Origin of the sequence: Oerskovia sp. USHLN155, from assembly GCF_037145535.1 — a bacterium.
Lineage (GTDB): Bacteria > Actinomycetota > Actinomycetes > Actinomycetales > Cellulomonadaceae > Oerskovia > Oerskovia rustica.
Map to the genome: position 1 here is coordinate 587104 of NZ_JBBCXG010000001.1, position 22758 is coordinate 609861.

A 22758-nucleotide genomic window follows, 5' to 3' on the forward strand; every position below is an offset into this window, starting at 1 on the left:
GGGGAGCCACCAGGACCCGCCCGAAGGCGGGCACCGGCGGCTCCGGGACGCCCCGGACCGCCGGGACCGGCAAGCCGACCGGCACCACCAGGACCTCCGCCAGGGCCAGGCCCTCGGCTCGCGCGACGGGCACGGCCGCGACGGGGCTGCTCGGGCGACGCAAGGACGCCACGACGGCGAAGGCGGGCACCCCCCGTCGGCGGACGCGGGCGACCAGGAGAACGACCGTGCAGGAGCGCGCCTGGCTCGGTCAGTGGGACAGCGCGGTGACGAGCTACTACCTGCTGGTCGGCGCGACGACCCTGCTCGCGATCATCGGCCTGGTCATGGTGCTGTCGAGCTCGGCGGTCACGGAGATCGCCGCGGGCCGCTCGCCGTACGAGGCGTTCTTCACCCAGGCGCGGTTCGCCCTCATGGGCCTGCCCGTGCTGCTGGTCGCGACCCGGTTGCCCACGAGCTTCTACCGGCACGCCGCCTGGCCGCTCCTGGGTGTCAGCCTGCTCCTCCAGGTCCTGATCTTCAGCCCGCTCGGCAAGGAGGTCAACGGCAACCTGAACTGGCTGAACTTCGGCTCGTTCTACGTCCAGCCCTCGGAGCCGGCCAAGCTCGCGCTCGCGGTGTGGCTCGGGGTGGTGCTCGGCCGCAAGCAGCGGCTGCTGGGCTCGTGGAAGCACGCGATCGTCCCGGCGGTCCCGGGCGCGCTGCTGGTCATGGGCCTGGTCCTGGCGGGCCACGACCTGGGCACCATGCTCGTGATCCTGCTGCTCGTCGCGGGCGCGTTCTTCGTCGCCGGTGTCGACTGGAGGCTCCTGGCGACGGCGGGAGGAATCGCCGCGCTGGTGGTCGGCGTCGGGTTCGTGGCCATGCAGGAGAGCTCCAACCGCACGAGCCGGTTCCTCGCGACCTACGCGGGCGTCTGCGACACCACCGACGCGAACGTGGGCACGGGGTGCTACCAGTCGGTCCACGGACTGTGGGCCCTCGGCACCGGCGGGTTCGGCGGCGTGGGCCTGGGGGCGAGCCGCGAGAAGTGGAGCTATCTCCCCGAGGCGCACAACGACTTCATCTTCGGTGTGATCGGCGAGGAGCTGGGCCTGCTCGGCACGCTCCTCGTCCTCGCGCTCTTCGCGGTCCTCGGGCTCGCGATGAGCCGCGTGATCCGCCGGCACCCGGACCCGTTCGTGAAGATCACGACCGCGGGCATCGCGTGCTGGATCGTCGGGCAGGCGTTCATCAACATCGGGGTCGTGATCGGCATCGTCCCCGTGATCGGCGTCCCGCTGCCCCTGGTCTCCTCGGGCGGCTCGGCACTCATCACGACCATGGCCGCGCTCGGCGTCGTCATCTCGTTCGCGCGCGACGAGCCGGGGGCGCGCGAGGCGCTCAGCGCCCGGGGGAGCGTCGTGCGCAGGTCGCTCGCCGTCGTCGGGCACGCCGGGCGACGCGCCCTTCCGCACCGACGCTCCCAGCAGCGATGACCCGGGCCGGCACGGGCGCGGCGCCCGGGCACCGGGGCTCTCGGCCGGTGCGCACGGCTACCCTCAGGACTCCGGGCCTTCCCGGGACAGACAGCAGCAGCGACAGCAAGGACAGGTGACAGGTACGTGGTGAGCTCTTCAGTCGGCTCGGTGGTGCTCGCAGGCGGCGGGACGGCGGGGCACGTCAACCCGCTGCTCGCGGTCGCGGACGAGCTGCGCGCACGCAACCCCGAGGCGGTCCTGACCGTGCTCGGGACGGAGAGCGGGCTCGAGGCGGACCTGGTGCCGGCGCGCGGGTACCCGCTGCGCTTCGTGCCCAAGGTGCCGCTGCCGCGCCGTCCCAGCGGCGAGTGGGTCGCCCTGCCGGGCAGGCTCAAGGCCGCGGTCGAGGCCGCGGGGGCCGTGATCGACGAGACCCGGGCCGAGGTCGTGGTGGGCTTCGGCGGCTACGTCTCGACCCCCGCGTACATCGCGGCGCACCGCCGTGGCGTCCCGATCGTGATCCACGAGCAGAACGCGCGCCCGGGTCTGGCGAACCGGGCGGGGGCCCGCTGGGCGACGTCGGTCGCGCTCACGTTCGAGGGGACCCCGCTCAAGGGCGGCGTCGTCACGGGGCTGCCGCTGCGCTGGGAGATCGCCGACCTGATCCGCGACCGCGGGGTCGACGCCCCGACGGTCCGTGCGAACGCCGCGGCGTCGTTGGGCCTGGACCCGGCGCGCCCGACCGTGGTCGTCACGGGTGGTTCGCTCGGCGCGCAGAGCCTCAACGAGGCGGTGTCGGGCGCGGCACGCGAGATCCTCGCGACGGGGGCGCAGGTCCTGCACCTGACCGGCCGGGGCAAGGCGGACGCGGTGCGTGCCGCGGTGGCGGGGCTGGAGGGCTATGACGTGCGCGAGTACCTCGCGGAGATGCACCTCGCGTACGCGGTCGCGGACCTCGTGGTCTGCCGCTCGGGTGCGGGGACCGTCAGCGAGCTCGCCGCCCTGGGCATCCCCGCGGTCTACGTGCCGCTGCCCATCGGGAACGGCGAGCAACGGCTCAACGCCGGGCCGCTCGTGCGGGCCGGGGGCGGCATCCTCGTCGAGGACGAGGCGTTCACCGCGCAGTGGGTGGCCGTGAACGTCCCGGCGCTGGTCACCGACGGCGACCGCCTGCGCACCATGGCCTCGCTCGCCTCGCGTGCCGGGGTCCAGGACGCGACGGCACGGGTCGCCGACCTGGTCGTGAAGGCAGCAGGGAGCTCGCGATGACGGGCCCGGGCGGCGGCCGGCCCGCGGTGGCACCTCCGGCGCTCGAGGACCTGGGGACCGTCCACCTGGTCGGTATCGGCGGCGCGGGCATGTCCGTCGTGGCCCGCCTGCTCGTCGCGCGCGGGGTGCGGGTCCAGGGGTCGGACGCCAAGGACAGCGCCGTGGTCGAGGCGCTGCGCGCGGACGGCGTCACCGTCCACGTGGGGCACGAGGCGGGCAACGTCACCGGGGCCGACACGCTCGTGCTGTCGAGCGCGGTGCGCCCCGACAACCCCGAGCTGGTCGCGGCGCGAGCCGCGGGTCTGCGCGTGCTGCACCGTTCGGAGGCGCTCGCCGCGCTCATGGCGCGGGGGCGCTCGGTGGCGGTCGCGGGCGCGCACGGCAAGACCACGACGTCGGCCATGGTCGCGACGACCCTGCGGTCGGCGGGTCTCGACCCGTCCTTCGCGATCGGGGGCTCGGTCATCACGAGCGACGGCGCGATCCCCGGCGGGCACCTGGGTGCAGGCGACGTCGTGGTCGCGGAGGCCGACGAGTCGGACGGCTCGTTCCTGAACTACGCCCCGACCATCGCGGTCGTGCTGAACGTCGAGCCCGACCATCTGGACCACTACGGCTCGCGCGAGGCGTTCGAGCAGGCGTTCGTCGCCTTCGCGCAGCGCATCGCGCCGGGCGGGTTCCTCGTCGCGTGCGCGGACGACCAGGGCGCTCGAGCCCTGGCCGACGCGCACCACGCGGCAGGCGGCCGGGTCGTCACGTACGGCACGTCGCCGGGCAGCGACGTGCGGCTGTCGGACGTCCGGCCCGACGGCGCCGCGGGGGTGGCCGCGCGGCTCACCGTCGCCCGTGACGCAGAGGGCGGGGCCGCCCGACCGCTCGCCGGTGCGCCGGACGGGGACGCGAGCCTGGGCCTCGACCTGCGCCTGCAGGTGCCCGGTGCGCACAACGCGCTCAACGCTGCCGCGGCGGTCGCGACCGCGATCCTGCTGGGCGTGAGCGCCGAGCGGGCGGTGTCGGGCGTCGGGGAGTTCCTGGGGACCGGTCGACGCTTCGAGGCGCGGGGCGAGGCTGGCGGCGTGCGGGTGGTCGACGACTACGCGCACCACCCCACCGAGGTCGCAGCGCTCCTGGCCGCGGCTCGGCCCGTGGCGGCCGGTGGTCGGGTGCTCGTGCTCTTCCAGCCGCACCTGTTCTCCCGCACGCGTACCTTCGCACGGGAGTTCGCCGACGCGCTGTCCCTGGCCGACGAGGTCGTCGTCACGGGCGTGTACGCGGCGCGGGAGGACCCCGACCCGACCACAGGTTCGTGGACCATCACCGACCTCATGGCCGACGGGTCGGCCCGGGGCGTCGAGGACCGGTTCGAGGCGGCTCGCACGATCGCCGCCTCGGCGCGTCCCGGCGACCTGCTGCTCACGGTGGGGGCGGGGGACGTGACCGAGCTCGGCGCGGTGGTGCTCGACGCGCTCTCGGGGCAGGAGTCCGCCGCGCCCGCGGGGGAGGGCGACGACTGATGCGTCCGCCGTCCCGTCCCCGGCCCGCCGCGCCTCGTCCGGCCGCGCGTCCTGCGCAGCCTCGGCCGACGCAGCCGGCAGGGCCTCTCGCTGACCGTGGTGCGGGCGGACCCGCACGGCCCGTCGAGGCGACCGAGGCACAGGGCTGGGACGACGTGGGGACGACCGGCGGAGCCTCGGGCACTCGTCGCTCCGCGAGTACGGTGGGGACGGACGACGACGTCGCGACGCAGCCGCTCGTGCTCCGCGGCAGCGAGCTCGCACGTGCCGAGCCTCCGGGACGGACCGCAGGACGGGAGCGTCCGGCGTCGGCCCCCGTCCCCTTCGTCAGGGCGGTCGGCGGGCAGGGGAGCCGACCGGTCGACCGGGTCGTCTCGACCGGGATGGCGGACCGTCTGGCCGAGAAGGCCGCGATGCGTCGGCACCGGCTCAGGAACCGGGTCCTGGGGTGGGCCGCGGCGGTGCTCGCGGTCGCGGTCGGGGTGTGGGTCGTGCTCTTCTCGCCGCTGCTCGGGACGGACCCGGCCAAGGTCGAGATCTCGGGGGAGGGGACGGTGATCGACGTCGCCCAGGTCGAGCAGGTCGTGGCGCGGGTCTCGGAGGTCCCGTTGCCCCGGGTGGACACGATCGGTCTGCGGGACGCGATCCTCGACCTCAACGGTGTGCGCGACGCGCGCATCCTGCGGGTCTGGCCCGACGGGCTGAGCGTGACCCTCGAGTCGAGGGAGCCCGTGGCAGCCGTCCCTCACGAGGGCGCCTTCGCCCTGCTGGACCGCGACGGGGTCCAGGTCGGTACGGTCGACGCGGTGCCGGAAGGCTTGCCGGAGATCGGTGTGACGCTCGACGAGCAGGGTGCGCGGTCGTTGCGTGCGGCTCGTATCGTGCTCAACGCGCTCCCTCCGGAGCTGCGCGCCGAGGTCGCCGAGGTCACGGCTCCGACGCAGGACGCGGTCACCATGACGCTGCGCGACGGCGCGGTCGTCGAGTGGGGCAACGAGGAGGATGCGGCGCTCAAGGTCCGGGTGCTCCAGGCGCTGCGGGCTTTGCCGGAGAACCAGGGGGTCACGCTCTTCGACGTGTCGGCCCCCACGATGCCGATCAGTCGGTGAGCGGTCGGGGACGGTGTGACATGGACCATGGCGCAGGTTTTCGCCGACACGCGCGGGCGGGTCGTTGATACGGCAGGGACGGGCACCTACCGTCGACACAGCACAACCTGACATAACTATAACCCTCTAGTTGAGGGTGAAGGTTGAGGGCTACAGGATCGAGAGGCATTGACGTGGCAACTCCGCAGAACTACCTAGCAGTGATCAAGGTGGTCGGCATCGGCGGTGGTGGCGTGAACGCCGTCAACCGGATGATCGAGGTCGGTCTCAAGGGCGTCGAGTTCATCGCCATCAACACCGACGCGCAGGCGCTGCTGATGTCCGACGCGGACGTCAAGCTCGACGTCGGGCGCGAGCTCACGCGCGGCCTCGGGGCGGGTGCCGACCCGGAGGTGGGCAAGAAGGCGGCCGAGGACCACGCCGAGGAGATCGAGGACGTCCTGCGGGGCGCCGACATGGTCTTCGTCACGGCGGGCGAGGGCGGTGGCACCGGGACCGGTGGAGCGCCCGTCGTCGCCCGCATCGCCCGCTCGCTCGGCGCCCTGACCGTCGGTGTCGTCACGCGACCCTTCACGTTCGAGGGGCGTCGTCGGTCCGTCCAGGCGGACCAGGGGATCGAGGCCCTGCGCAACGAGGTCGACACCCTCATCGTCATCCCCAACGACCGGCTCCTGTCGATGTCGGACCGCAACGTCTCGGCGCTCGACGCGTTCCACTCGGCAGACCAGGTCCTGCTCTCGGGTGTCCAGGGCATCACGGACCTCATCACGACCCCGGGCCTGATCAACCTCGACTTCGCCGACGTGAAGTCGGTCATGCAGGGGGCGGGCAGCGCCCTCATGGGCATCGGGTCCGCGCGGGGCGAGGACCGGGCCGTCCAGGCCGCCGAGCTCGCGATCTCCTCCCCGCTGCTCGAGGCGAGCATCGACGGCGCGCACGGAGTCCTGCTGTCGATCCAGGGTGGCTCCGACCTCGGGCTCTTCGAGATCAACGAGGCCGCACGGCTCGTCCACGAGGCGGCGCACACCGAGGCGAACATCATCTTCGGTGCGGTGATCGACGACGCTCTGGGTGACGAGGTCCGCGTGACGGTCATCGCGGCCGGGTTCGACGGCGGCACGCCCCAGATCCGCAAGGACGCCCGCGCGCTGGGCCAGGTCGCCGGCACGCCCGCGGCCCCGCCCGCACCGGCACCGCTGCCCGCGGCGGTGCCGACGGCCACGGGAAGCCACACGCTCCCGCGCCCGGTGGTCCCGATCACCTCGGAGCCCGACGACGTCCCGGTGACCTTCGGGGGCGGTGCGGCGACGGTCTCGGCCGGCTACGCGCCGATCCCGACGTTCAGCGTCGTCCCGACCGAGGAGAACGTCAACGCCGAGCAGTCGGCGGCCGAGCGGTCCGCCCAGGTCGAGGTTCCCCGCCTGTACGACGAGGAGCCCGTCCGGCGCAAGGTCGAGGACCTCGACGTCCCCGACTTCCTGAAGTAGCCCGTGCTCGATCCTGCACTCCCCGCACCCCCGGTTCTCGAGGTCGACCTCGGGCCGGGGGTGCGTGCTGCGTTCACGGGCCGTGCCGGTGGGTCCTCGCCCGGACCCTGGTCCGGGCTCAACCTCGGGCTGGGGGTGGACGACGACGCCGAGCGCGTCCTCGCACACCGTGACGCGGTCGGCCGGTGGCTCGGCGCGCCACTGGTCTTCGGCACCCAGGTGCACGGCGCCGACGTCCGCGTGCTCTCGGCGGCCGACAGGCTGGCGCGGGTCGAGGCAGGGACGGGCGCCGCCACGTGCGGCGAGCAGGACGCTCTCGTGACGGCCCAGCCGGGGCTCGGCCTCGGGGTCCTGGTCGCGGACTGCGTCCCGGTCCTGCTCGCGGACCCGGACGCCCGGGTCGTCGGGGTCGCCCACGCGGGGCGCCAGGGCCTGCTCGACGGGGTCGTCGGTGCGGCGCTCGAGGCGCTCGTCGCCCAAGGTGCACGCGTGGACCAGGTGCGCGCCGTCGTCGGGCCCGCTGCCTGCGGGCGGTGCTACGAGGTGCCCGAGCAGATGCGCGACGAGGTCGCCGCGGTCCGTCCCGGCACGTCGTCGACCACGAGCTGGGGGACCCCGGCGCTCGACCTGCCCGCAGGGGTCGTCGCGGAGCTGCGCGCCGCCGGCGTGCGCACCGTCGTCGAGACCGGGATCTGCACCCTCGAGGACGAGCGCTTCTACTCCCACCGTCTCGCGACCCGCGGCGGCACCACGACGGGGCGGTTCGCGGGCGTCATAGCCCTCGAGTGACCGGACGCCGGGCCTCGGCGTGCCGTTTCTCACCCCCCGGCCCGTTGTCGGTTCCTGGGCGTGTCGCATCACGCGCGTGTCCGGGGCTGGGTTAGCGTGCAAAGCACGGAACCAGCAGTCGACATGAGGACGGAGAGAGGGCGATGGCCGGAGCACTTCGCAAGACCATGCTTTACCTGGGCCTCGCTGATGATCGAGGCGAGGGCGACCAGGAAGAGTTCATCGACGAGTACGACGACTTGGGGGCCGACGTGCCGACCGACTACCAGGCTCAGGTGACCCCGCTGCACCGGACGGTCGCCCCACGAGAGGTACCCCAGACGAGCATGTCAGCAGCCGAGCTCCGCCGGATCACCACCGTGCACCCGCGCTCCTACAACGACGCCCGCGTCATCGGGGAGGCGTTCCGTGGCGGCACCCCCGTCATCATGAACCTCTCCGACATGGACGACGCGGACGCCAAGCGGCTCGTCGACTTCTCCGCGGGCCTCATCTTCGGGCTGCACGGAGCCATCGAGCGAGTCACCAACAAGGTCTTCCTGCTCTCTCCCGAGCACGTCGAGATCACCGGTGAGGAGCAGGCTCCCGAGCCTCCGGTGAGCCGGGCCGGCTTCTTCAACCAGAGCTGACCGCGGACTCTGGCACAGTTGACCCTGTGAATTTCGTCTTCGATCTGCTGGCATTCGTCCTCGGCCTCTACCTCGTGGTGCTCATCGGACGGGTGGTCTTCGACTGGGTGCAGGTCTTCGCCCGGGACTGGCGCCCGCGCGGTGTCATGCTCGTGCTGGCGGAGGCCATCTACACCCTGACCGACCCGCCGCTCCGAGCGCTGCGCAAGGTCATCCCGCCCCTGACCCTCGGTCAGGTGCGGATCGACCTCGGCTTCATCGTGCTCTTCCTCGCAGTGTCGTTCGCTGCACAGATCCTCGGCTCGATCTAAACGTGTAGAAATCCTGACAACCCGGCGATCTCTCGGCCGGTGGCCCCTCAAGGGTCCCCGGTCGGAGGCCGCCTCCGCTGACAATCTCCGCTACTTTGGACTGTGGCGATCTCGAGATCGCCCGGACTGACGGCGCAAACGCATTGAGGTGAGACGATGGCACTGCTGACAGCAGAGGACATCCTGAACAAGAAGTTCTCCGCGACGAAGTTCCGCGAGGGATACGACGTCGAAGAGGTCGATGACTTCCTGGACGAGGTGGTGAGGACGCTCAACTCCGTGCAGGAGGAGAACGACGACCTCAAGACCAAGCTGGCCGCAGCGGAGCGACGCGTCGCCGAGCTCAGCCGGGCCGACGCCTCGGCGCCGTCCAAGCCGGCCGTGGTCGAGACCCCGTCCGCGCCGGAGCCCGCACCCGTCGTGGCGAGCGTCGCGCCCGCCCTGGGCAAGCCGACGGCCGAGCCGGAGTCCGCCACCGGCATGCTCCAGCTCGCCCAGAAGCTGCACGACGACTACGTGCGCTCGGGCCAGCAGGAGGGCGACCGCCTCATCGCGGAAGCGAAGGAGGAGGGGACCCGGATCGTGCAGGAGGCCGAGGAGACCTCGCACCGCACGCTCTCCCAGCTCGAGCAGGAGCGTTCGCTCCTCGAGCGCAAGATCGACGAGCTCCGTCTCTTCGAGCGGGACTACCGCACGCGCCTCAAGAGCTACCTGCAGAACCTCATGGGGGACCTCGACAACCGCGGCAGCGCTCTCCCGCCCCGCAGCGGTTCCGGCGCGGGTCGCTCGAGCGACCTCAGCGCGGGCATCTAGTCCACCTGCCACCTGGCAGACGATCACACCAGGCGTGCGGACCACAGGGTTCGCCGCCGGTCGGTCCGTGACGACGCACCACACCGGTCCATCCGGCGTGGTGCGTTGTGCGTACCGGCAGGCGGCGTCTACTCTCACCGCAACTCGAACCGGAGGGGCGACATGACCAAGCTCAGCACCGCGACGCGCGCGGTCGTACGACAGCAGTTCCCGAACCTAGCTCGCGACGTCAAGTCCTTCCCCGTGCGTGACGGCGAGGAGCCGTGGACGCTCAAGGAGGCGGAGGAGCAGGCAGCGACCCTGCTGGAGGAGCGCGAGCGCCTCGAGCGAGAGCTGACCGAGGCCGACCAGGAGCTCTCGGAGCTCCTGCGCAACTCGGGGGACGGTGCGGGCGACGACCAGGCGGACTCCGGGTCCAGCGCGCTCGAACGTGAGCAGGAGCTCACCCTCGTCAACAACATGAGGGACCTGCTCGAGCAGACCAAGCACGCGCTCGACCGCATCGCGGCCGGGACCTACGCGACGTGCGAGGCGACCGGGCTCCCGATCGGCAAGGCGCGCCTGCAGGCCTACCCGCGGGCGAACCTGTCCGTCGAGGCGAAGCAGCGCGAGGAACGTCGCTGACGCGACCGCCCGGCGCACGCGAGGAGGCCGCCGTCCCCACCGGGGACGGTGGCCTTCGCCGTCCCGGATCGTTGACCAGCGGCTGGACATGGCAGACTTGCCGCCGATGCCATCGACTCCCTCTCCCCAGCAGCCCGTGCCCGCCGACCCGTCCGCGGGTGGCACCGAGGTCGTGTCCGCGGCCCCCACCACGGACGTCCGGCCGCGCACGACCGTGGCCCCGCGGCGCCTCGTCCTGTGGGTCGTGGTGCTCGCGGCCCTCGTGATCCTGGTCGACCAGGTCACCAAGATCTGGGCCGTCGCAGAGCTCGAGGGTCGCGAGACCATCGAGCTCCTCGGCGAGTGGCTCCACCTGACGTTCATCCGCAACGAAGGGGCGGCGCTCGGGATCGGCTCGGGCTACACCTGGATCCTGACGATCGTCGTCACGGTCGTGATCGTGTTCATCCTGCGCAGCATGCGCAAGATCGGGTCACGCGGCTGGGCCGTCGCCCTCGGGCTGCTGCTCGGTGGGGCGCTGGGCAACCTCATCGACCGGATCTTCCGCGAGCCGGGCTTCGCGCAGGGCCACGTGGTCGACTTCATCGGGTACGGGGACCTGTTCATCGGGAACGTCGCGGACATCGCGGTCGTGGCGGCCGCGGTGATGATCGCGATCCTGTCGGTCCAGGGGATCGGCATCGACGGGCAGCGCCACGTCGACCAGGAGCAGGAGCAGGAGCAGGCGAAGGACGACGCCGACGAGGAGGGGGGCGCCGCCGAGCGGACCACCGACGCTCCCGAGCCGGGCGCTCCCACGAAGACCTCCCCGAGCGCCGGACCCCAGGGTTCCGGCGCGCCGGGCACGGCGGCCACGTCCGGCCCGACGGCCGGGACGGAGTCCTGATGGGACAGGTGCGCTCGCTCCCGGTCCCGGACGGGCTGGCCGGCGAACGGGTCGACGCGGCCCTCGCACGCCTGCTGGGCCTGTCCCGCACGCGTGCGGCCGAGGTCGCCGCCGCGGGTGGGGTGCGCGTCGACGGTCGGGAGCTCGGCAAGTCCGACCGCCTGGTTGCCGGGGCCTGGCTCGAGGTCGAGATCCCCGACGAGCCCGAGGCGTCCACGCCGCAGATCGTCGCCGAGCCCGTCCCGGGCATGAAGATCGTGTACGACGACGACGACGTGGTGGTCATCGACAAGCCCGTCGGCGTCGCGGCGCACCCCTCGCCCGGCTGGACGGGGCCGACGGTCGTCGGCGCCCTGATCGCCGCGGGGTACCGCATCTCGACGTCGGGGGCCGCGGAGCGCCAGGGCATCGTTCACCGGCTCGACGTCGGCACGTCCGGGCTCATGGTCGTGGCCAAGAGCGAGCTCGCGTACTCGGTGCTCAAGCGCGCCTTCAAGGAGCGCACGGTCGAGAAGGTCTACCACGCGCTCGTCCAGGGGCACCCCGAGCCGACGACCGGCACGATCGACGCGCCCATCGGGCGCCACCCGTCGGCCGACTACAAGTTCGCGGTCACGGCCGAGGGCAAGCCCTCGGTGACGCACTACGAGGTCCTCGAGATGCTGCCGGCGGCCTCGCTCGTCGAGGTGCACCTCGAGACCGGCCGCACGCACCAGATCCGCGTGCACTTCTCGGCGCTTCGCCACCCCTGCGTGGGGGACCTGACGTACGGTGCGGACCCGGTGCTGGCCAAGAAGGTCGGGCTCACGCGGCAGTGGCTGCACGCGGTGCAGCTCGGTTTCGAGCACCCGGCGACGGGGCAGTGGACGCAGGTCACGAGCGAGTACCCCGACGACCTGGCGCGAGCGCTCGAGGTCGTGCGCGGGGCGTACTCCTGACCGGGCCGGCGGGGTTCGCCGGTCCACCGACGGAAGGACGACGATGCTGACGACAGAACGGGTCCGTACGCCCGAGCAGCTCACCGAGGCGCACGCGCTGCGCCTGGCGGTCTTCGTGGACGAGCAGCACGTCCCGCTCGCCGAGGAGATCGACGACGCCGACTTCGCGCCGACCACGACGCACGTCGTGGTCCGGGACCCTGCGGGGGACGTGGTGGGGACCGGGCGACTGCTGACCGATCCCGCCCACCCGGGCGAGGTGCACGTCGGGCGCGTCGCGGTGGCGCGCGCTGCGCGAGGCACCGGCGCGGGTGCAGCGGTCATGCGGGCGCTCGAGGAGATCGCGCTCGCCGAGCACGCGCCGGACGGCAGCGTCCGGATCGAGCTCAGCGCGCAGACGCAGGCCACGGGCTTCTACGAACGCCTCGGCTACCAGGTGTACGGGCCCGTCTACCTCGACGCGGGGATCGACCACCGCGACGCCGCGAGGATCCTGCGCTCGCACGACTGAGGGGCGTTCCCCGACGCGTGCCGCGCCGATCGCCACGGGCCCGCCGAGGCGCTCCGCGGAGGCACGCGGCGCCGTCGGGCAGGGGACGAGCGTCGACCTAGGGCATGAGACGAGGCACACGCCGGTGTCGGCAGGCGACACGCCGAGAGGCGTCGGTGGCTCGATCTAGACTCGTCGCATGCCGTCTGCCGTCGCCCCCGGAAGCACCCAGAAGTCCGACGACTTCGTCCACCTCCACGTCCACACCGAGTACTCGATGCTGGACGGCGCCGCGCGGCTCGGAGACCTCTTCGAGGAGACCGCGCGACTGGGGCAGAAGGCCATCGCGACGACGGACCACGGCTACATCTTCGGGGCGTTCGACTTCTGGTCCAAGGCGACCCAGGCGGGCATCAAGCCCATCATCGGCGTCGAGGCGTACGTCACGCCGGGAACGAGCCGCTTCGACCAGACGCGCGTGCGCTTCGGCGAGAAGGGCCAGGAGTCCGACGACGTGTCGGCCCGTGGCGCGTACACGCACCTGACGATGTGGGCCCGCAACAACGAGGGCCTCCACAACCTCTTCCGGGCGAGCTCGCTCGCCTCGCTCGACGGCCAGATGGGCAAGTGGCCCCGTATGGACCGGGACCTGCTCGAGCGCTACGGCAAGGGCATGATCGCGTCCTCGGGCTGCCCGTCGGGCGAGATCCAGACCAAGCTGCGCCTCGGCCAGTGGGACGCGGCCGTGCAGGCCGCCGGCGAGCTCCAGGACGTGTTCGGCAAGGAGAACTTCTACGTCGAGCTCATGGACCACGGGCTCGACATCGAACGCCGCGTCATCAAGGACCTGCTGCGCCTCTCGGAGACCATCGGCGCCCCGCTCGTCGCGACGAACGACCTGCACTACGTGAAGAAGGAGGACAGCCACTCCCAGGAGGCGCTGCTGTGCATCAACTCCGGCTCCACGCTCGCGGACCCGGACCGCTTCAAGTTCGACGGCGACGGCTACTACGTGAAGTCCGCCGCCGAGATGCGCCACATCTGGAAAGAGCTGCCCGAGGCCTGTGACAACACGCTGCTCATCGCCGAGCAGTGCGAGGTCAGCTTCGACACGTCCGCGAACTACATGCCCAACTATCCCTGCCCTCCGGGCGAGGACGAGACCTCCTGGTTCATCAAGGAGGTCGAGAAGGGGCTGCACTACCGCTACCCGGACGGCATCTCGGACGCCGTGCGCAAGCAGGCCGAGTACGAGACCCAGGTCATCGTGCAGATGGGCTTCCCGGGCTACTTCCTCGTCGTCGCCGACTTCATCAACTGGGCCAAGGACAACGGCATCCGCGTGGGGCCGGGACGTGGCTCGGGTGCGGGCTCCATGGCCGCGTACGCGATGCGCATCACGGACCTCGACCCGCTGCAGCACGGCCTGATCTTCGAGCGCTTCCTCAACCCGGACCGTGTGTCCATGCCCGACTTCGACGTCGACTTCGACGAGCGTCGTCGCGGTGAGGTCATCCGCTACGTCACGGAGAAGTACGGCGAGGACCGCGTCGCCCAGATCGTCACCTACGGCACCATCAAGGCCAAGCAGGCCCTCAAGGACTCCTCGCGCCTCCTCGGCTTCCCCTTCGCGATGGGGGAGAAGCTCACCAAGGCCATGCCGCCCGCGATCATGGGCAAGGACATCTCGCTCACGGGGATCTTCAACCCCGACGACAAGCGGTACAACGAGGCCGACGAGTTCCGCCAGATCCACTCGGCGGACCCCGACGCCCAGCGCGTCGTCGAGCTCGCCAAGGGCATCGAGGGCCTGAAGCGCCAGTGGGGCGTGCACGCGGCCGGCGTCATCATGTCGAGCGAGCCGCTCATCGACATCATCCCGATCATGCGGCGCCTGCAGGACGGCGCGGTCATCACGCAGTTCGACTACCCCACGTGCGAGGGCCTCGGCCTGATCAAGATGGACTTCCTGGGTCTGCGCAACCTCACGATCCTCGACGACGCGCTCGAGAACATCGTGATGAACGGCAAGGACCCGGTCGAGCTCGAGGCGCTCACGCTCGACGACCCCAAGACGTACGACCTCCTGGGCCGCGGCGACACCCTGGGCGTGTTCCAGCTCGACGGCGGCGGCATGCGGACCCTGCTCAAGCTCATGCGCCCCGACAACTTCGAGGACATCTCGGCCGTGGGCGCGCTGTACCGCCCCGGCCCCATGGGTGCCAACTCGCACACCAACTACGCGCTGCGCAAGAACGGGATGCAGGAGGTCACTCCCATCCACCCCGAGCTCGAGGAAGCCCTCGAGGACATCCTGGGGACCACGTACGGCCTGATCGTGTACCAGGAGCAGGTCATGGCCATCGCGCAGAAGGTCGCCGGGTACTCGCTCGGCCAGGCCGACATCCTGCGCCGCGCGATGGGCAAGAAGAAGAAGTCCGAGCTGGACAAGCAGTTCGAGGGCTTCTCCAACGGCATGAAGGAGCGCGGCTTCTCCATGGCCGCGGTCAAGACGCTGTGGGACATCCTGCTGCCGTTCTCGGACTACGCGTTCAACAAGGCGCACTCCGCGGCCTACGGCGTGGTGTCCTACTGGACCGCGTACCTCAAGGCCAACTACCCGACCGAGTACATGGCCGCGCTGCTCACGAGCGTGCGCGACGACAAGGACAAGTCGGCCCTCTACCTCAACGAGTGCCGCCGCATGGGGATCACGGTCCTGCCGCCGGACGTGAACTCGTCGTCGGCCAACTTCACCGCCGTCGGCAAGGACATCCGCTTCGGCCTGACGGCGGTCCGCAACGTGGGCGCGAACGTCGTGGACGCGATCGTCGCGACGCGCGAGGACAAGGGGACGTTCGCGTCCTTCACCGACTTCCTCGACAAGGTCCCCGCCGTGGTCTGCAACAAGCGGACCATCGAGTCGCTCATCAAGGCGGGGGCGTTCGACTCGCTCGACCACGCGCGGCGCGCCCTGCTCGTGGTCCACGAGCAGGCCGTGGACTCGGTCATCAGCGTCAAGCGCGAGGAGGCCAAGGGGCAGTTCGACCTCTTCGCGGACCTCGGCGGCGAGGACCCCGCCATGTCCTTCAGCGTCGACGTGCCCGACATCCCGGACTGGGACAAGAAGCAGCGGCTCGCCTTCGAGCGCGAGATGCTCGGCCTCTACGTGTCCGACCACCCGTTGTCGGGGCTCGAGCACGTGCTGACCCGCGCGGCCGACACGTCGATCGCGGCCCTCATGGCCGACGAGGCCAGGCCCGACGGCTCGACGGTCGTCATCGCCGGGCTCATCACCTCGCTCCAGCGCAAGATGAGCAAGAACGGCAACCCGTGGGCCGCGGTGACGATCGAGGACCTCGAGGGAGGCGTCGAGGTCATGTTCTTCGGCGAGACCTACCTCGCGTACTCGACGATCCTCGCCGAGGACCAGGTCGTGGTGCTGCGCGGGCGGGTGCGACGCCGCGACGAGACCATGCAGCTCCAGGCCATGGAGGTCTCGCTCCCGGACATCTCGACGGTCGCCGAGACGCCGGTGCTCGTGAGCCTGCCCGAGTCTCGCTGCACCCAGCCCGTGGTCGAGAAGCTGCGCGAGATCCTCTCGACGCACCCGGGGGTGACCGAGGTCCACCTCAAGCTCACGAGCCCCGGGCGGACCAAGGTCATGCGGCTCGAGGACACCCTGCGGGTCGCGAAGAGCCCGGCGCTGTACGGCGACCTCAAGGCGCTGCTCGGCCCGACGTGCCTCACCGTGTGAGCCCGGACGTGGGCCGGGAGGACGCGGGCGGGTACGTCCCGGCGGCGGACGGTTCGCCGGGGCGGTTCCAGGTGGTCCCGGCGGCCTACGTGCTGCTGCGCCGCGGCGACGAGGTCCTGCTCCAGCTCCGGCAGAACACCGGGTACATGGACGGTCACTGGGCCGCGGCAGCGGCCGGGCACGTCGAGCAGGGGGAGAGCGTGCTGGCGGCTGCCCGGCGTGAGGCGCGCGAGGAGCTGGGCATCGAGGTCGCGACGACGGACCTCGAGCCGCTCACGGTCATGCACCGTACGCGCCCGGACGGGGGACCGGTCGAGCAGCGGGTCGACTTCTTCTTCACGTGCCGCACGTGGTCCGGCGAGCCCGTGATCGAGGAGCGGGAGAAAGCCGCCGACCTGCGCTGGTTCGCGCTGTCGGACCTGCCCGAGCCCCTCGTGCCGCACGAGGCCGTGGTGCTCGACGCTCTCGCGCGAGGCGTCGTGCCACCCGTCACGACCTACGGTTTCGAGGCCCCGGAGGACACGTAGACTCGCGGTCGTGATCCACCTGACCCCCGAGCAGCGCGTCTTCGTGACCGAGCGCCACCTGGCGACCCTGACCACCCTGCGGGAGGACGGCAGCCCGCACGTCGTCCCCGTGGGCTTCACGTGGGACCCCGAGACCGGGGTCGTGCGCATCACGACCAACGACACGTCGGTCAAGGCCCTCAACGCAGAGCGCCTCACCTCCGACGGCGCCCACCCCCGGGCCGCGGTGTGCCAGGTCGAGGGCGGGCGCTGGATCACGCTCGAGGGCACCGTCTCGGTCTCGCGCGACCCCGACGAGGTCGCCGAGGCCGTGCGGCGGTACACGCGGCGCTACAAGGAGCCGCGCGTCAACCCGCGCCGCGTCGTCCTGCGGATCGTCGCGGACAAGGTCATGAGCTCGAGCTACATGGCCTTCTGACCGGGCCGCGGACGGTCGGGGCCCCGTGCACCGTGGTCAGCCGACGATCGCGCCGATCTGACCGGTCGGGACGTCGACCGTCACGACGTCGCCCTTGTGCAGCTGGCGCCCACGACGCGTGTCGACCTCGCCGTTGACCTGGACCTCTCCCTCGGAGATGAGGTCGCGCGCGTGGGCGCCGGACTCGACGAGGCTCGCGAGCTTGAGGAACTGGCCGAGGCGGATGACGTCGTCGGTGATCTCCACCGTGGGTGTCGTGGTCATGAGAGCCATTCTCTCGCGTCCGGGGCGTGCCGGAGAACTGCCCACCTGCTGAATGGCCTGGAGGTCGGTTCGCGGCCCGGCCTACGATGGGTCGGTGATCAATCGCATCGACCTGCGTGGTCGTTCCCTGTCTCCCCGTGAGCTCACGGAGATCCTGCCTCGTCCGGAGATCGGCGTCGAGGACGCCGCGGAGAAGGTCGCCCCGATCCTGCATGACGTCCGCCTGCACGGCGCCTCCGCGCTGCGGGACCTCTCGGAGCGGTTCGACGGCGTGCGACCGGTCCACCTGCGGGTCCCGACCGAGCGCCTGTCGGCCGCGCTCGAGACGCTCGACCCGCTCGTGCGCGACGGTCTCGAGGAGGCGATCCGCCGTGTCCGCACGGTGCACGCCGCGCAGCGCCCCCAGCCCTTCTCGGTCGACCTGGCCCCCGGGGCGCAGGTCCGCCAGCGCTGGATCCCCGTGCGTCGCGTCGGGCTCTACGTGCCCGGCGGGATCGCGGTCTACCCGTCGTCGGTCATCATGAGCGTCGTCGCGGCCCAGGAGGCCGGTGTGCGCGAGCTCGCGGTGGCCTCGCCTCCGCAGCGCGAGAACGACGGCCTGCCGCACCCCACGATCCTCGCGGCGTGCGCGCTGCTGGGTGTCGAGGAGGTCTATGCGGTCGGTGGTGCGCAGGCGATCGGCATGTTCGCGTACGGCGCCACAGGCAGTGAGCCGCAGGACGGCGACTTCCTGTGCGAGCCCGTCGACGTCATCACGGGTCCGGGGAACATCTACGTCGCGGCCGCCAAGCGCCTCGTGCGTGGTGTCGTCGGGATCGACTCCGAGGCTGGTCCCACAGAGATCGCGATCCTCGCGGACGGCGGCGCGGACCCGACGCACGTCGCGCTCGACCTGATCAGCCAGGGCGAGCACACACCCGACGCCGCAGCTGTCCTCGTGACGCCGTCGGTCGAGCTGGCCGCGGCGGTCGACGCCCGCCTCGTGGACCTCGTCCCCGAGACCAAGCACGCGGCACGCGTGGCGCAGGCGCTGTCCGGGCCGCAGTCCGCGATCATCGTGGTCGACGACCTCGAGCAGGGCCTCGACGTCGTCGACTCGTACGGTGCCGAGCACCTCGAGATCCAGACGGCCGACGCCGCCGCCGTCGCCGAGCGGGTGCAGAGCGCGGGCGCGATCTTCGTCGGCCCGTACTCGCCCGTCCCGCTGGGCGACTACATGGCGGGGTCCAACCACGTCCTGCCGACCGGCGGGTGCGCGCACTACTCGAGCGGGCTCGGGGTGCACAGCTTCCTGCGCGCGGTGCAGGTCGTCGAGTACTCGGCCGACGCGCTCCAGGAGCTGGCCGACCGCATCGTGGCCGTCGCGAACGACGAGGACCTGCCCGCGCACGGCGAGGCGATCAAGGCGCGCTTCCAGTAGTCGCGGCACCACCCGAGGCGATGAGAGCGGGGGGGGGGGGGGGGGGGGGGGGGGGGGGGGGGGGGGGCCGGCCCCCCCCCCGCCCGGGCGGCGGCCGGGGCCGGCGCCCCCCCCCCCCCCCCCCCCCCCCCCCGCCCGGCCCCGCCCGCGCGCCGCCCCGGGCGCGCCCCCCCCCCCCCCCCCCCCCCCCCCCCCCCCCCCCCCCCCGCTCTCGTGCGGCGTCGGCAGTGCCGTCAGGGCCCTCAGCGCACCCCGAGCACGAACGGGTAGACCGTGGCGGCACCCGCCTGGCGCAGCAGGCGGGCGGCGACCGTGAGGGTCCAGCCCGAGTCGGTGTAGTCGTCGACCAGGAGGATCCGGCGCCCCGCGAGCCCGGCCAGCGCGGGCCCGGACAGCTCGAGCTGCAGCCGTTCGACGACCCCCGCCAGTCGCATTGCCGAGTTCACGTCGTGCCGGCCGGGCTGCTCGCGGCCCGGCACAGGACCGACCGACCCGACGAGCGGGCGGTCGAGGTAGCGCGCGAGCCCGCCGGCGAGGTGCTGGACCAGGTGGGGGCGCGTGGCGGACCGGACGGAGACCACGCCGTCGAGCAGGAGTCGGCGTGCGGGGGCCGTCTCGTCGGCCGGCCCGTCCGCCGCCGCGACGCCGTCGGCCGCCCCGGTCACGTCGGCGCCGTCGGTCGTCGGCGCGGCCGCGTACAGCGCGTCCCACTCGTCGAGCACGCGCGCGGCGGCGCGCCGCAGCGCGACGGGGGTCTCGCCGTCGGGCACGCCGGGCGCGAAGAGCTCACGCAGCGGGCCCGACCAGCCCAGCCCGTCGAGGCGCGCGACGGCGCGCCCCGGGGACGCGAGCTCCTCGGGGGACAGGCGGCCCTTGAGGTCGAGCCCCATCCGGTCGAGGCCCGTGGGCCACTGGCGTCGCGCGACGACCTCGACACCCGGGCGGTCCATGTCGGCGCGCGCCGCGGAGACGGCCTCGGCGTCAGGGGCGGCGGGCAGGTCGACGCCGCCGCAGCGGTCGCACCGTCCGCACGTCCAGCCCTGCTCGAGCTCGGGGTCGTCGAGCGTCGCGCGCAGGAACGCCATGCGGCAGCCGCTCGTGGCCTCGTAGTCGATCATGGAGCGCTGCTCGGCCAGCCGGGTCTGCTCGACGCGCGCGTAGCGGTCGGCGTCATAGACCCAGGGCTGCCCCGTAGAGACCCAGCCGCCCTTGACGCGGCGCACCGCGCCGTCGACGTCGAGGACCTTGAGCATGGTCTCGAGGCGCGAGCGCTTGAGGTCGACCTGCGTCTCGAGGGCCGCGACCGACTGCGTACCGCCGCCCGCCTCGAGGGCTGCGAGCGTCTCGCGGACCTGACGCTCGGCGGGGAACGCGAGCGAGCCGAAGTACTCCCAGATGCGCCGGTCCTCCTCGCCGGGCAGCAGCACCACGACCGCGCTGTCGACGCCACGTCCGGCACGACCGACCTGCTGGTAGTACGCGATGGGGGACGAGGGCGCGCCGAGGTGCACGACGAACGCGAGGTCCGGCTTGTCGAAGCCCATGCCGAGCGCCGAGGTCGCGATGAGCGCCTTGACGCGGTTCTCCTTGAGGTCGGCCTCGAGCTGCTCGCGCTCGGTCGTGTCCGTCTGGCCCGTGTACGCGGCCACGGCCAGGCCTGTCGCGCGGAGCTGGCTCGCGACCTGCTCGGCGGCCGAGACCGTCAGGCAATAGACGATCCCCGAGCCGTCGACGTCCTGGAGGGTCTCCGCGAGCCACGCGATGCGGCTCGGCTGGTCCGGCAGGTTCAGGACGGCCAGGTGCAGCGACTCGCGGTCGAGGCCGCCGCGCAGCACGAGAACGTCCTCGCGGGGGCCACCGGCCGCACCGGCGACGGTGCCCTCGGCTCCCGTGCCGACCGACGCCCCCGTGACGCCGAGCTGCTCGGCGACGTCCGCGGTGACACGCTCGTTCGCGGTCGCGGTCGTCGCGAGCACCGGGATGCCCGGGGGAAGGTCCGCGAGCAGGGTGCGGATGCGCCGGTAGTCGGGCCGGAAGTCGTGGCCCCAGTCGGAGATGCAGTGCGCCTCGTCGATCACGACGAGGCCCGCGTCGGCCGCGAGCCGGGGGAGCACCTCGTCGCGGAAGCCGGGGTTGTTGAGCCGCTCGGGCGAGCAGAGCAGCACGTCGACCTCGCCCGCGGCGATCGCGGCGTGCACCTCGTCCCACTCGGTCATGTTCGAGGAGTTGATCGTCACGGCGCGGATCCCGGCGCGGGCCGCGGCCGAGATCTGGTCGCGCATCAGGGCGAGCAGCGGCGAGACGATGACCGTGGGGCCCGCGCCGCGCGAGCGGAGCAGGGAGGTCGCGACGAAGTAGACCGCGGACTTGCCCCAGCCGGTGCGCTGGACCACCAGGGCCCGACGGCGGAACGCGACCAGTGCCTCGATCGCGAGCCACTGGTCGTCGCGCAGCGCGGCGTCCTCACGGCCCACGAGCTTGCGGAGCGCGGCCTCGGCCTCCTCGCGCAGGTCCTTGCCCTCGAGGAGCCCGCGCAGCATGGCGACCTTGGCGAGCCGCGCGGCATCGGCGGCATCGGGGGCCGACGCCGGGTCGGCCGCGTCCACCGCCGCGGGCGTGTCGGACCGGGCGACGGAGGGAGCCGGGGCCGCACCGGGAGCAGCGGGCCGGCGCACCGGAGCGGCTCCCGCGTCGTCGGGGACCGGGGGCTCGTCGTAGAGGTCGGCGGGGGGTTCCGACGCGAAGTCGGCAGGGAGATCGGCGTACGGGTCGTGCTGGTCACGGGGGAACGAGGTCACCCAGCGATCGTAGGCGCTGGGTGGGACAGTGCGCGGTCGTGCACAGGTGGCGCCCGGCGCGTCCGACGGGAGTCCGCCGTTCGCGCCGGGCCCTCAGCGATGGGTGGGGGTCCGCCAGCGGCCCTCTCCGGGGCTCCTCAGGAGCGCATGTCCATCACGACGCGCCCGTCGATCGCGCCCTTCTCCATCTCGCTGAAGATGTCGTTGACGTCGCTCAGCGGCCGGACGGTGTAGGTCGGGGTGATCTTGCCGCGCGCGAAGAAGTCCAGCGCTTCGGTCATGTCCTTGCGGGTCCCCACGATCGAGCCGCGGACAGTGAGCCCGAACAGGACCGTCGTGAAGATGTCGAGCGGGAACTTCTCGGGGGGCAGGCCCACGAGGGACACGGTGCCGCCGCGGCGCAGCGCACCGACGGCTTGCGGGAAGGCGTGGGCGTTGACGGCCGTCACGAGCGCGCCGTGCACGCCGCCGCCGGTCCTCTCCTGGATCTCTGCCGCGGCGTCGGCCGAGGTGGCGGCGTTGACCGTGACCTCGGCACCGTGCTTGCGGGCCAGGGCGAGCTTGTCGTCGTCGACGTCGACCGCGGCGACGCGGCGCCCCATGGCCACGGCGTACTGCACGGCGATGTGCCCCAGACCGCCGATGCCGGAGATCAGCACCCACTCGCCGGGCTGGGTGTCGGTCTGCTTGAGGCCCTTGTAGACCGTGACGCCCGCGCACAGGATGGGGCCGACCGCGGAGTCGTCCACGCCGTCGGGGATGATCGGGGCGTAGCGGGAGTCGACGAGCATGTACTGGCCGAACGAGCCGTCGACCGAGTAGCCGCCGTTCTTCTGGTTCGGGCAGAGGGTCTCCCAGCCGGTCTCGCAGTACTCGCACTCGCCGCACGCGCTCCAGAGCCAGGCGTTGCCGACCTTGTCGCCGACCACGACGCGCGTGACCTGGTCGCCGACGGCCACGACGGTGCCGACGCCCTCGTGGCCGGGCACGAACGGCGGGGACGGCTTGACCGGCCAGTCGCCGTGGGCGGCGTGCAGGTCGGTGTGGCACACGCCGGTGTAGTCGACCTTGACGAGCGCTTCGTGGGGTCCGGGGGTGGGGACCTCGACGTCGTCGATCGTGAGCGGCGCGGCGAACGTGTGGACGACGGCTGCCTTCATGGTGCTCATGACTCTCCTCCAGGAGCGGACACCGGGGGTGGGTCGAGCCGTCGACTGGCGCGTCAGGCGCGACGGGACGCGCTGCGCGTCCGAGG

Annotated in this window: 20 protein-coding genes; 17 read left to right on the forward strand and 3 right to left on the reverse strand. The window is 72.3% G+C overall.

From position 1 onward, the window contains the following. Nucleotides 1–227: 227 nt before the first annotated feature. The 16 genes from WFH32_RS02590 to WFH32_RS02665 all read left to right on the forward strand — a co-directional run bounded on the left by WFH32_RS02590 (nucleotide 228) and on the right by WFH32_RS02665 (nucleotide 17021). Nucleotides 228–1478: an FtsW/RodA/SpoVE family cell cycle protein gene (locus WFH32_RS02590; protein ID WP_191795665.1), complete on the forward strand. Its 1251-nt coding sequence runs from the start codon at nucleotides 228–230 to the stop codon at nucleotides 1476–1478. Between the two features lie 126 nt (nucleotides 1479–1604). Next, nucleotides 1605–2729: an undecaprenyldiphospho-muramoylpentapeptide beta-N-acetylglucosaminyltransferase gene (gene murG / locus WFH32_RS02595; RefSeq protein ID WP_191795666.1), complete on the forward strand. Its 1125-nt coding sequence runs from the start codon at nucleotides 1605–1607 to the stop codon at nucleotides 2727–2729. Continuing rightward, nucleotides 2726–4243, forward strand: coding sequence for a UDP-N-acetylmuramate--L-alanine ligase (murC, locus tag WFH32_RS02600; RefSeq protein ID WP_336706137.1), 1518 nt, complete (start codon nucleotides 2726–2728; stop codon nucleotides 4241–4243). The genes murG and murC overlap by 4 nt, the downstream gene beginning before the upstream one ends. A 203-nt stretch (nucleotides 4244–4446) precedes the next feature. Then, entirely contained in the window at nucleotides 4447–5352 is a 906-nt protein-coding gene (locus tag WFH32_RS02605; RefSeq protein ID WP_336706138.1) for a cell division protein FtsQ/DivIB, read from the forward strand. A 173-nt stretch (nucleotides 5353–5525) separates the two neighbouring features. Beyond that, nucleotides 5526–6839, forward strand: a complete 1314-nt coding sequence (gene ftsZ, locus WFH32_RS02610; RefSeq protein ID WP_138824721.1) for a cell division protein FtsZ — start codon at nucleotides 5526–5528, stop codon at nucleotides 6837–6839. Nucleotides 6840–6842: 3 nt separating this feature from the next. Further along, nucleotides 6843–7628, forward strand: a complete 786-nt coding sequence (locus tag WFH32_RS02615; RefSeq protein ID WP_336706140.1) for a polyphenol oxidase family protein — start codon at nucleotides 6843–6845, stop codon at nucleotides 7626–7628. Between the two features lie 143 nt (nucleotides 7629–7771). Continuing rightward, the gene (locus WFH32_RS02620) at nucleotides 7772–8257 is read left to right on the forward strand and encodes a cell division protein SepF (RefSeq protein ID WP_030150500.1); all 486 of its coding nucleotides are present in this window, start codon (nucleotides 7772–7774) and stop codon (nucleotides 8255–8257) included. Nucleotides 8258–8283: 26 nt separating this feature from the next. Continuing rightward, nucleotides 8284–8568, forward strand: coding sequence for a YggT family protein (locus WFH32_RS02625; protein ID WP_191795669.1), 285 nt, complete (start codon nucleotides 8284–8286; stop codon nucleotides 8566–8568). A 156-nt stretch (nucleotides 8569–8724) separates the two neighbouring features. Then, nucleotides 8725–9381, forward strand: a complete 657-nt coding sequence (locus WFH32_RS02630; protein WP_138824719.1) for a DivIVA domain-containing protein — start codon at nucleotides 8725–8727, stop codon at nucleotides 9379–9381. A 162-nt stretch (nucleotides 9382–9543) separates the two neighbouring features. Beyond that, nucleotides 9544–10005, forward strand: coding sequence for a TraR/DksA family transcriptional regulator (locus WFH32_RS02635; protein WP_138824718.1), 462 nt, complete (start codon nucleotides 9544–9546; stop codon nucleotides 10003–10005). 106 nt (nucleotides 10006–10111) lie between these two features. After that, complete coding sequence (locus WFH32_RS02640; protein WP_336706142.1) at nucleotides 10112–10891, forward strand: signal peptidase II; 780 nt, start codon at nucleotides 10112–10114, stop codon at nucleotides 10889–10891. Beyond that, a complete protein-coding gene (locus WFH32_RS02645; protein WP_191795671.1) occupies nucleotides 10891–11829 on the forward strand; it encodes an RluA family pseudouridine synthase in 939 nt (312 codons plus the stop codon). Before WFH32_RS02640 ends, WFH32_RS02645 begins: the two co-directional genes overlap by 1 nt. Before the next feature lie 43 nt (nucleotides 11830–11872). Further along, nucleotides 11873–12340 (forward strand): GNAT family N-acetyltransferase, encoded by a 468-nt coding sequence (locus WFH32_RS02650; RefSeq protein WP_191795672.1) that lies wholly within the window; start codon nucleotides 11873–11875, stop codon nucleotides 12338–12340. Between the two features lie 178 nt (nucleotides 12341–12518). Beyond that, nucleotides 12519–16076: a DNA polymerase III subunit alpha gene (gene dnaE / locus WFH32_RS02655; protein WP_191795673.1), complete on the forward strand. Its 3558-nt coding sequence runs from the start codon at nucleotides 12519–12521 to the stop codon at nucleotides 16074–16076. Then, complete coding sequence (locus WFH32_RS02660) at nucleotides 16073–16603, forward strand: NUDIX domain-containing protein (protein WP_336706143.1); 531 nt, start codon at nucleotides 16073–16075, stop codon at nucleotides 16601–16603. The genes dnaE and WFH32_RS02660 overlap by 4 nt, the downstream gene beginning before the upstream one ends. Nucleotides 16604–16613: 10 nt before the next feature. Then, entirely contained in the window at nucleotides 16614–17021 is a 408-nt protein-coding gene (locus tag WFH32_RS02665) for a pyridoxamine 5'-phosphate oxidase family protein (RefSeq protein ID WP_191795674.1), read from the forward strand. Nucleotides 17022–17057: 36 nt separating this feature from the next. Here WFH32_RS02665 and WFH32_RS02670 read toward each other — a convergent pair whose 3' ends face one another. After that, nucleotides 17058–17285 (reverse strand): RNA-binding S4 domain-containing protein, encoded by a 228-nt coding sequence (locus WFH32_RS02670; RefSeq protein WP_138824712.1) that lies wholly within the window; start codon nucleotides 17283–17285, stop codon nucleotides 17058–17060. 94 nt (nucleotides 17286–17379) lie between these two features. Here WFH32_RS02670 and hisD point away from each other — a divergent pair, with 94 nt between their 5' ends. After that, entirely contained in the window at nucleotides 17380–18705 is a 1326-nt protein-coding gene (hisD, locus tag WFH32_RS02675; RefSeq protein WP_191795675.1) for a histidinol dehydrogenase, read from the forward strand. A 242-nt stretch (nucleotides 18706–18947) separates the two neighbouring features. Here hisD and WFH32_RS02680 read toward each other — a convergent pair whose 3' ends face one another. Continuing rightward, a complete protein-coding gene (locus WFH32_RS02680) occupies nucleotides 18948–21245 on the reverse strand; it encodes a DEAD/DEAH box helicase (RefSeq protein WP_191795700.1) in 2298 nt (765 codons plus the stop codon). A gap of 395 nt (nucleotides 21246–21640) precedes the next feature. Then, nucleotides 21641–22672, reverse strand: coding sequence for an alcohol dehydrogenase AdhP (gene adhP / locus WFH32_RS02685; protein WP_336706144.1), 1032 nt, complete (start codon nucleotides 22670–22672; stop codon nucleotides 21641–21643). Nucleotides 22673–22758: the final 86 nt, after the last annotated feature.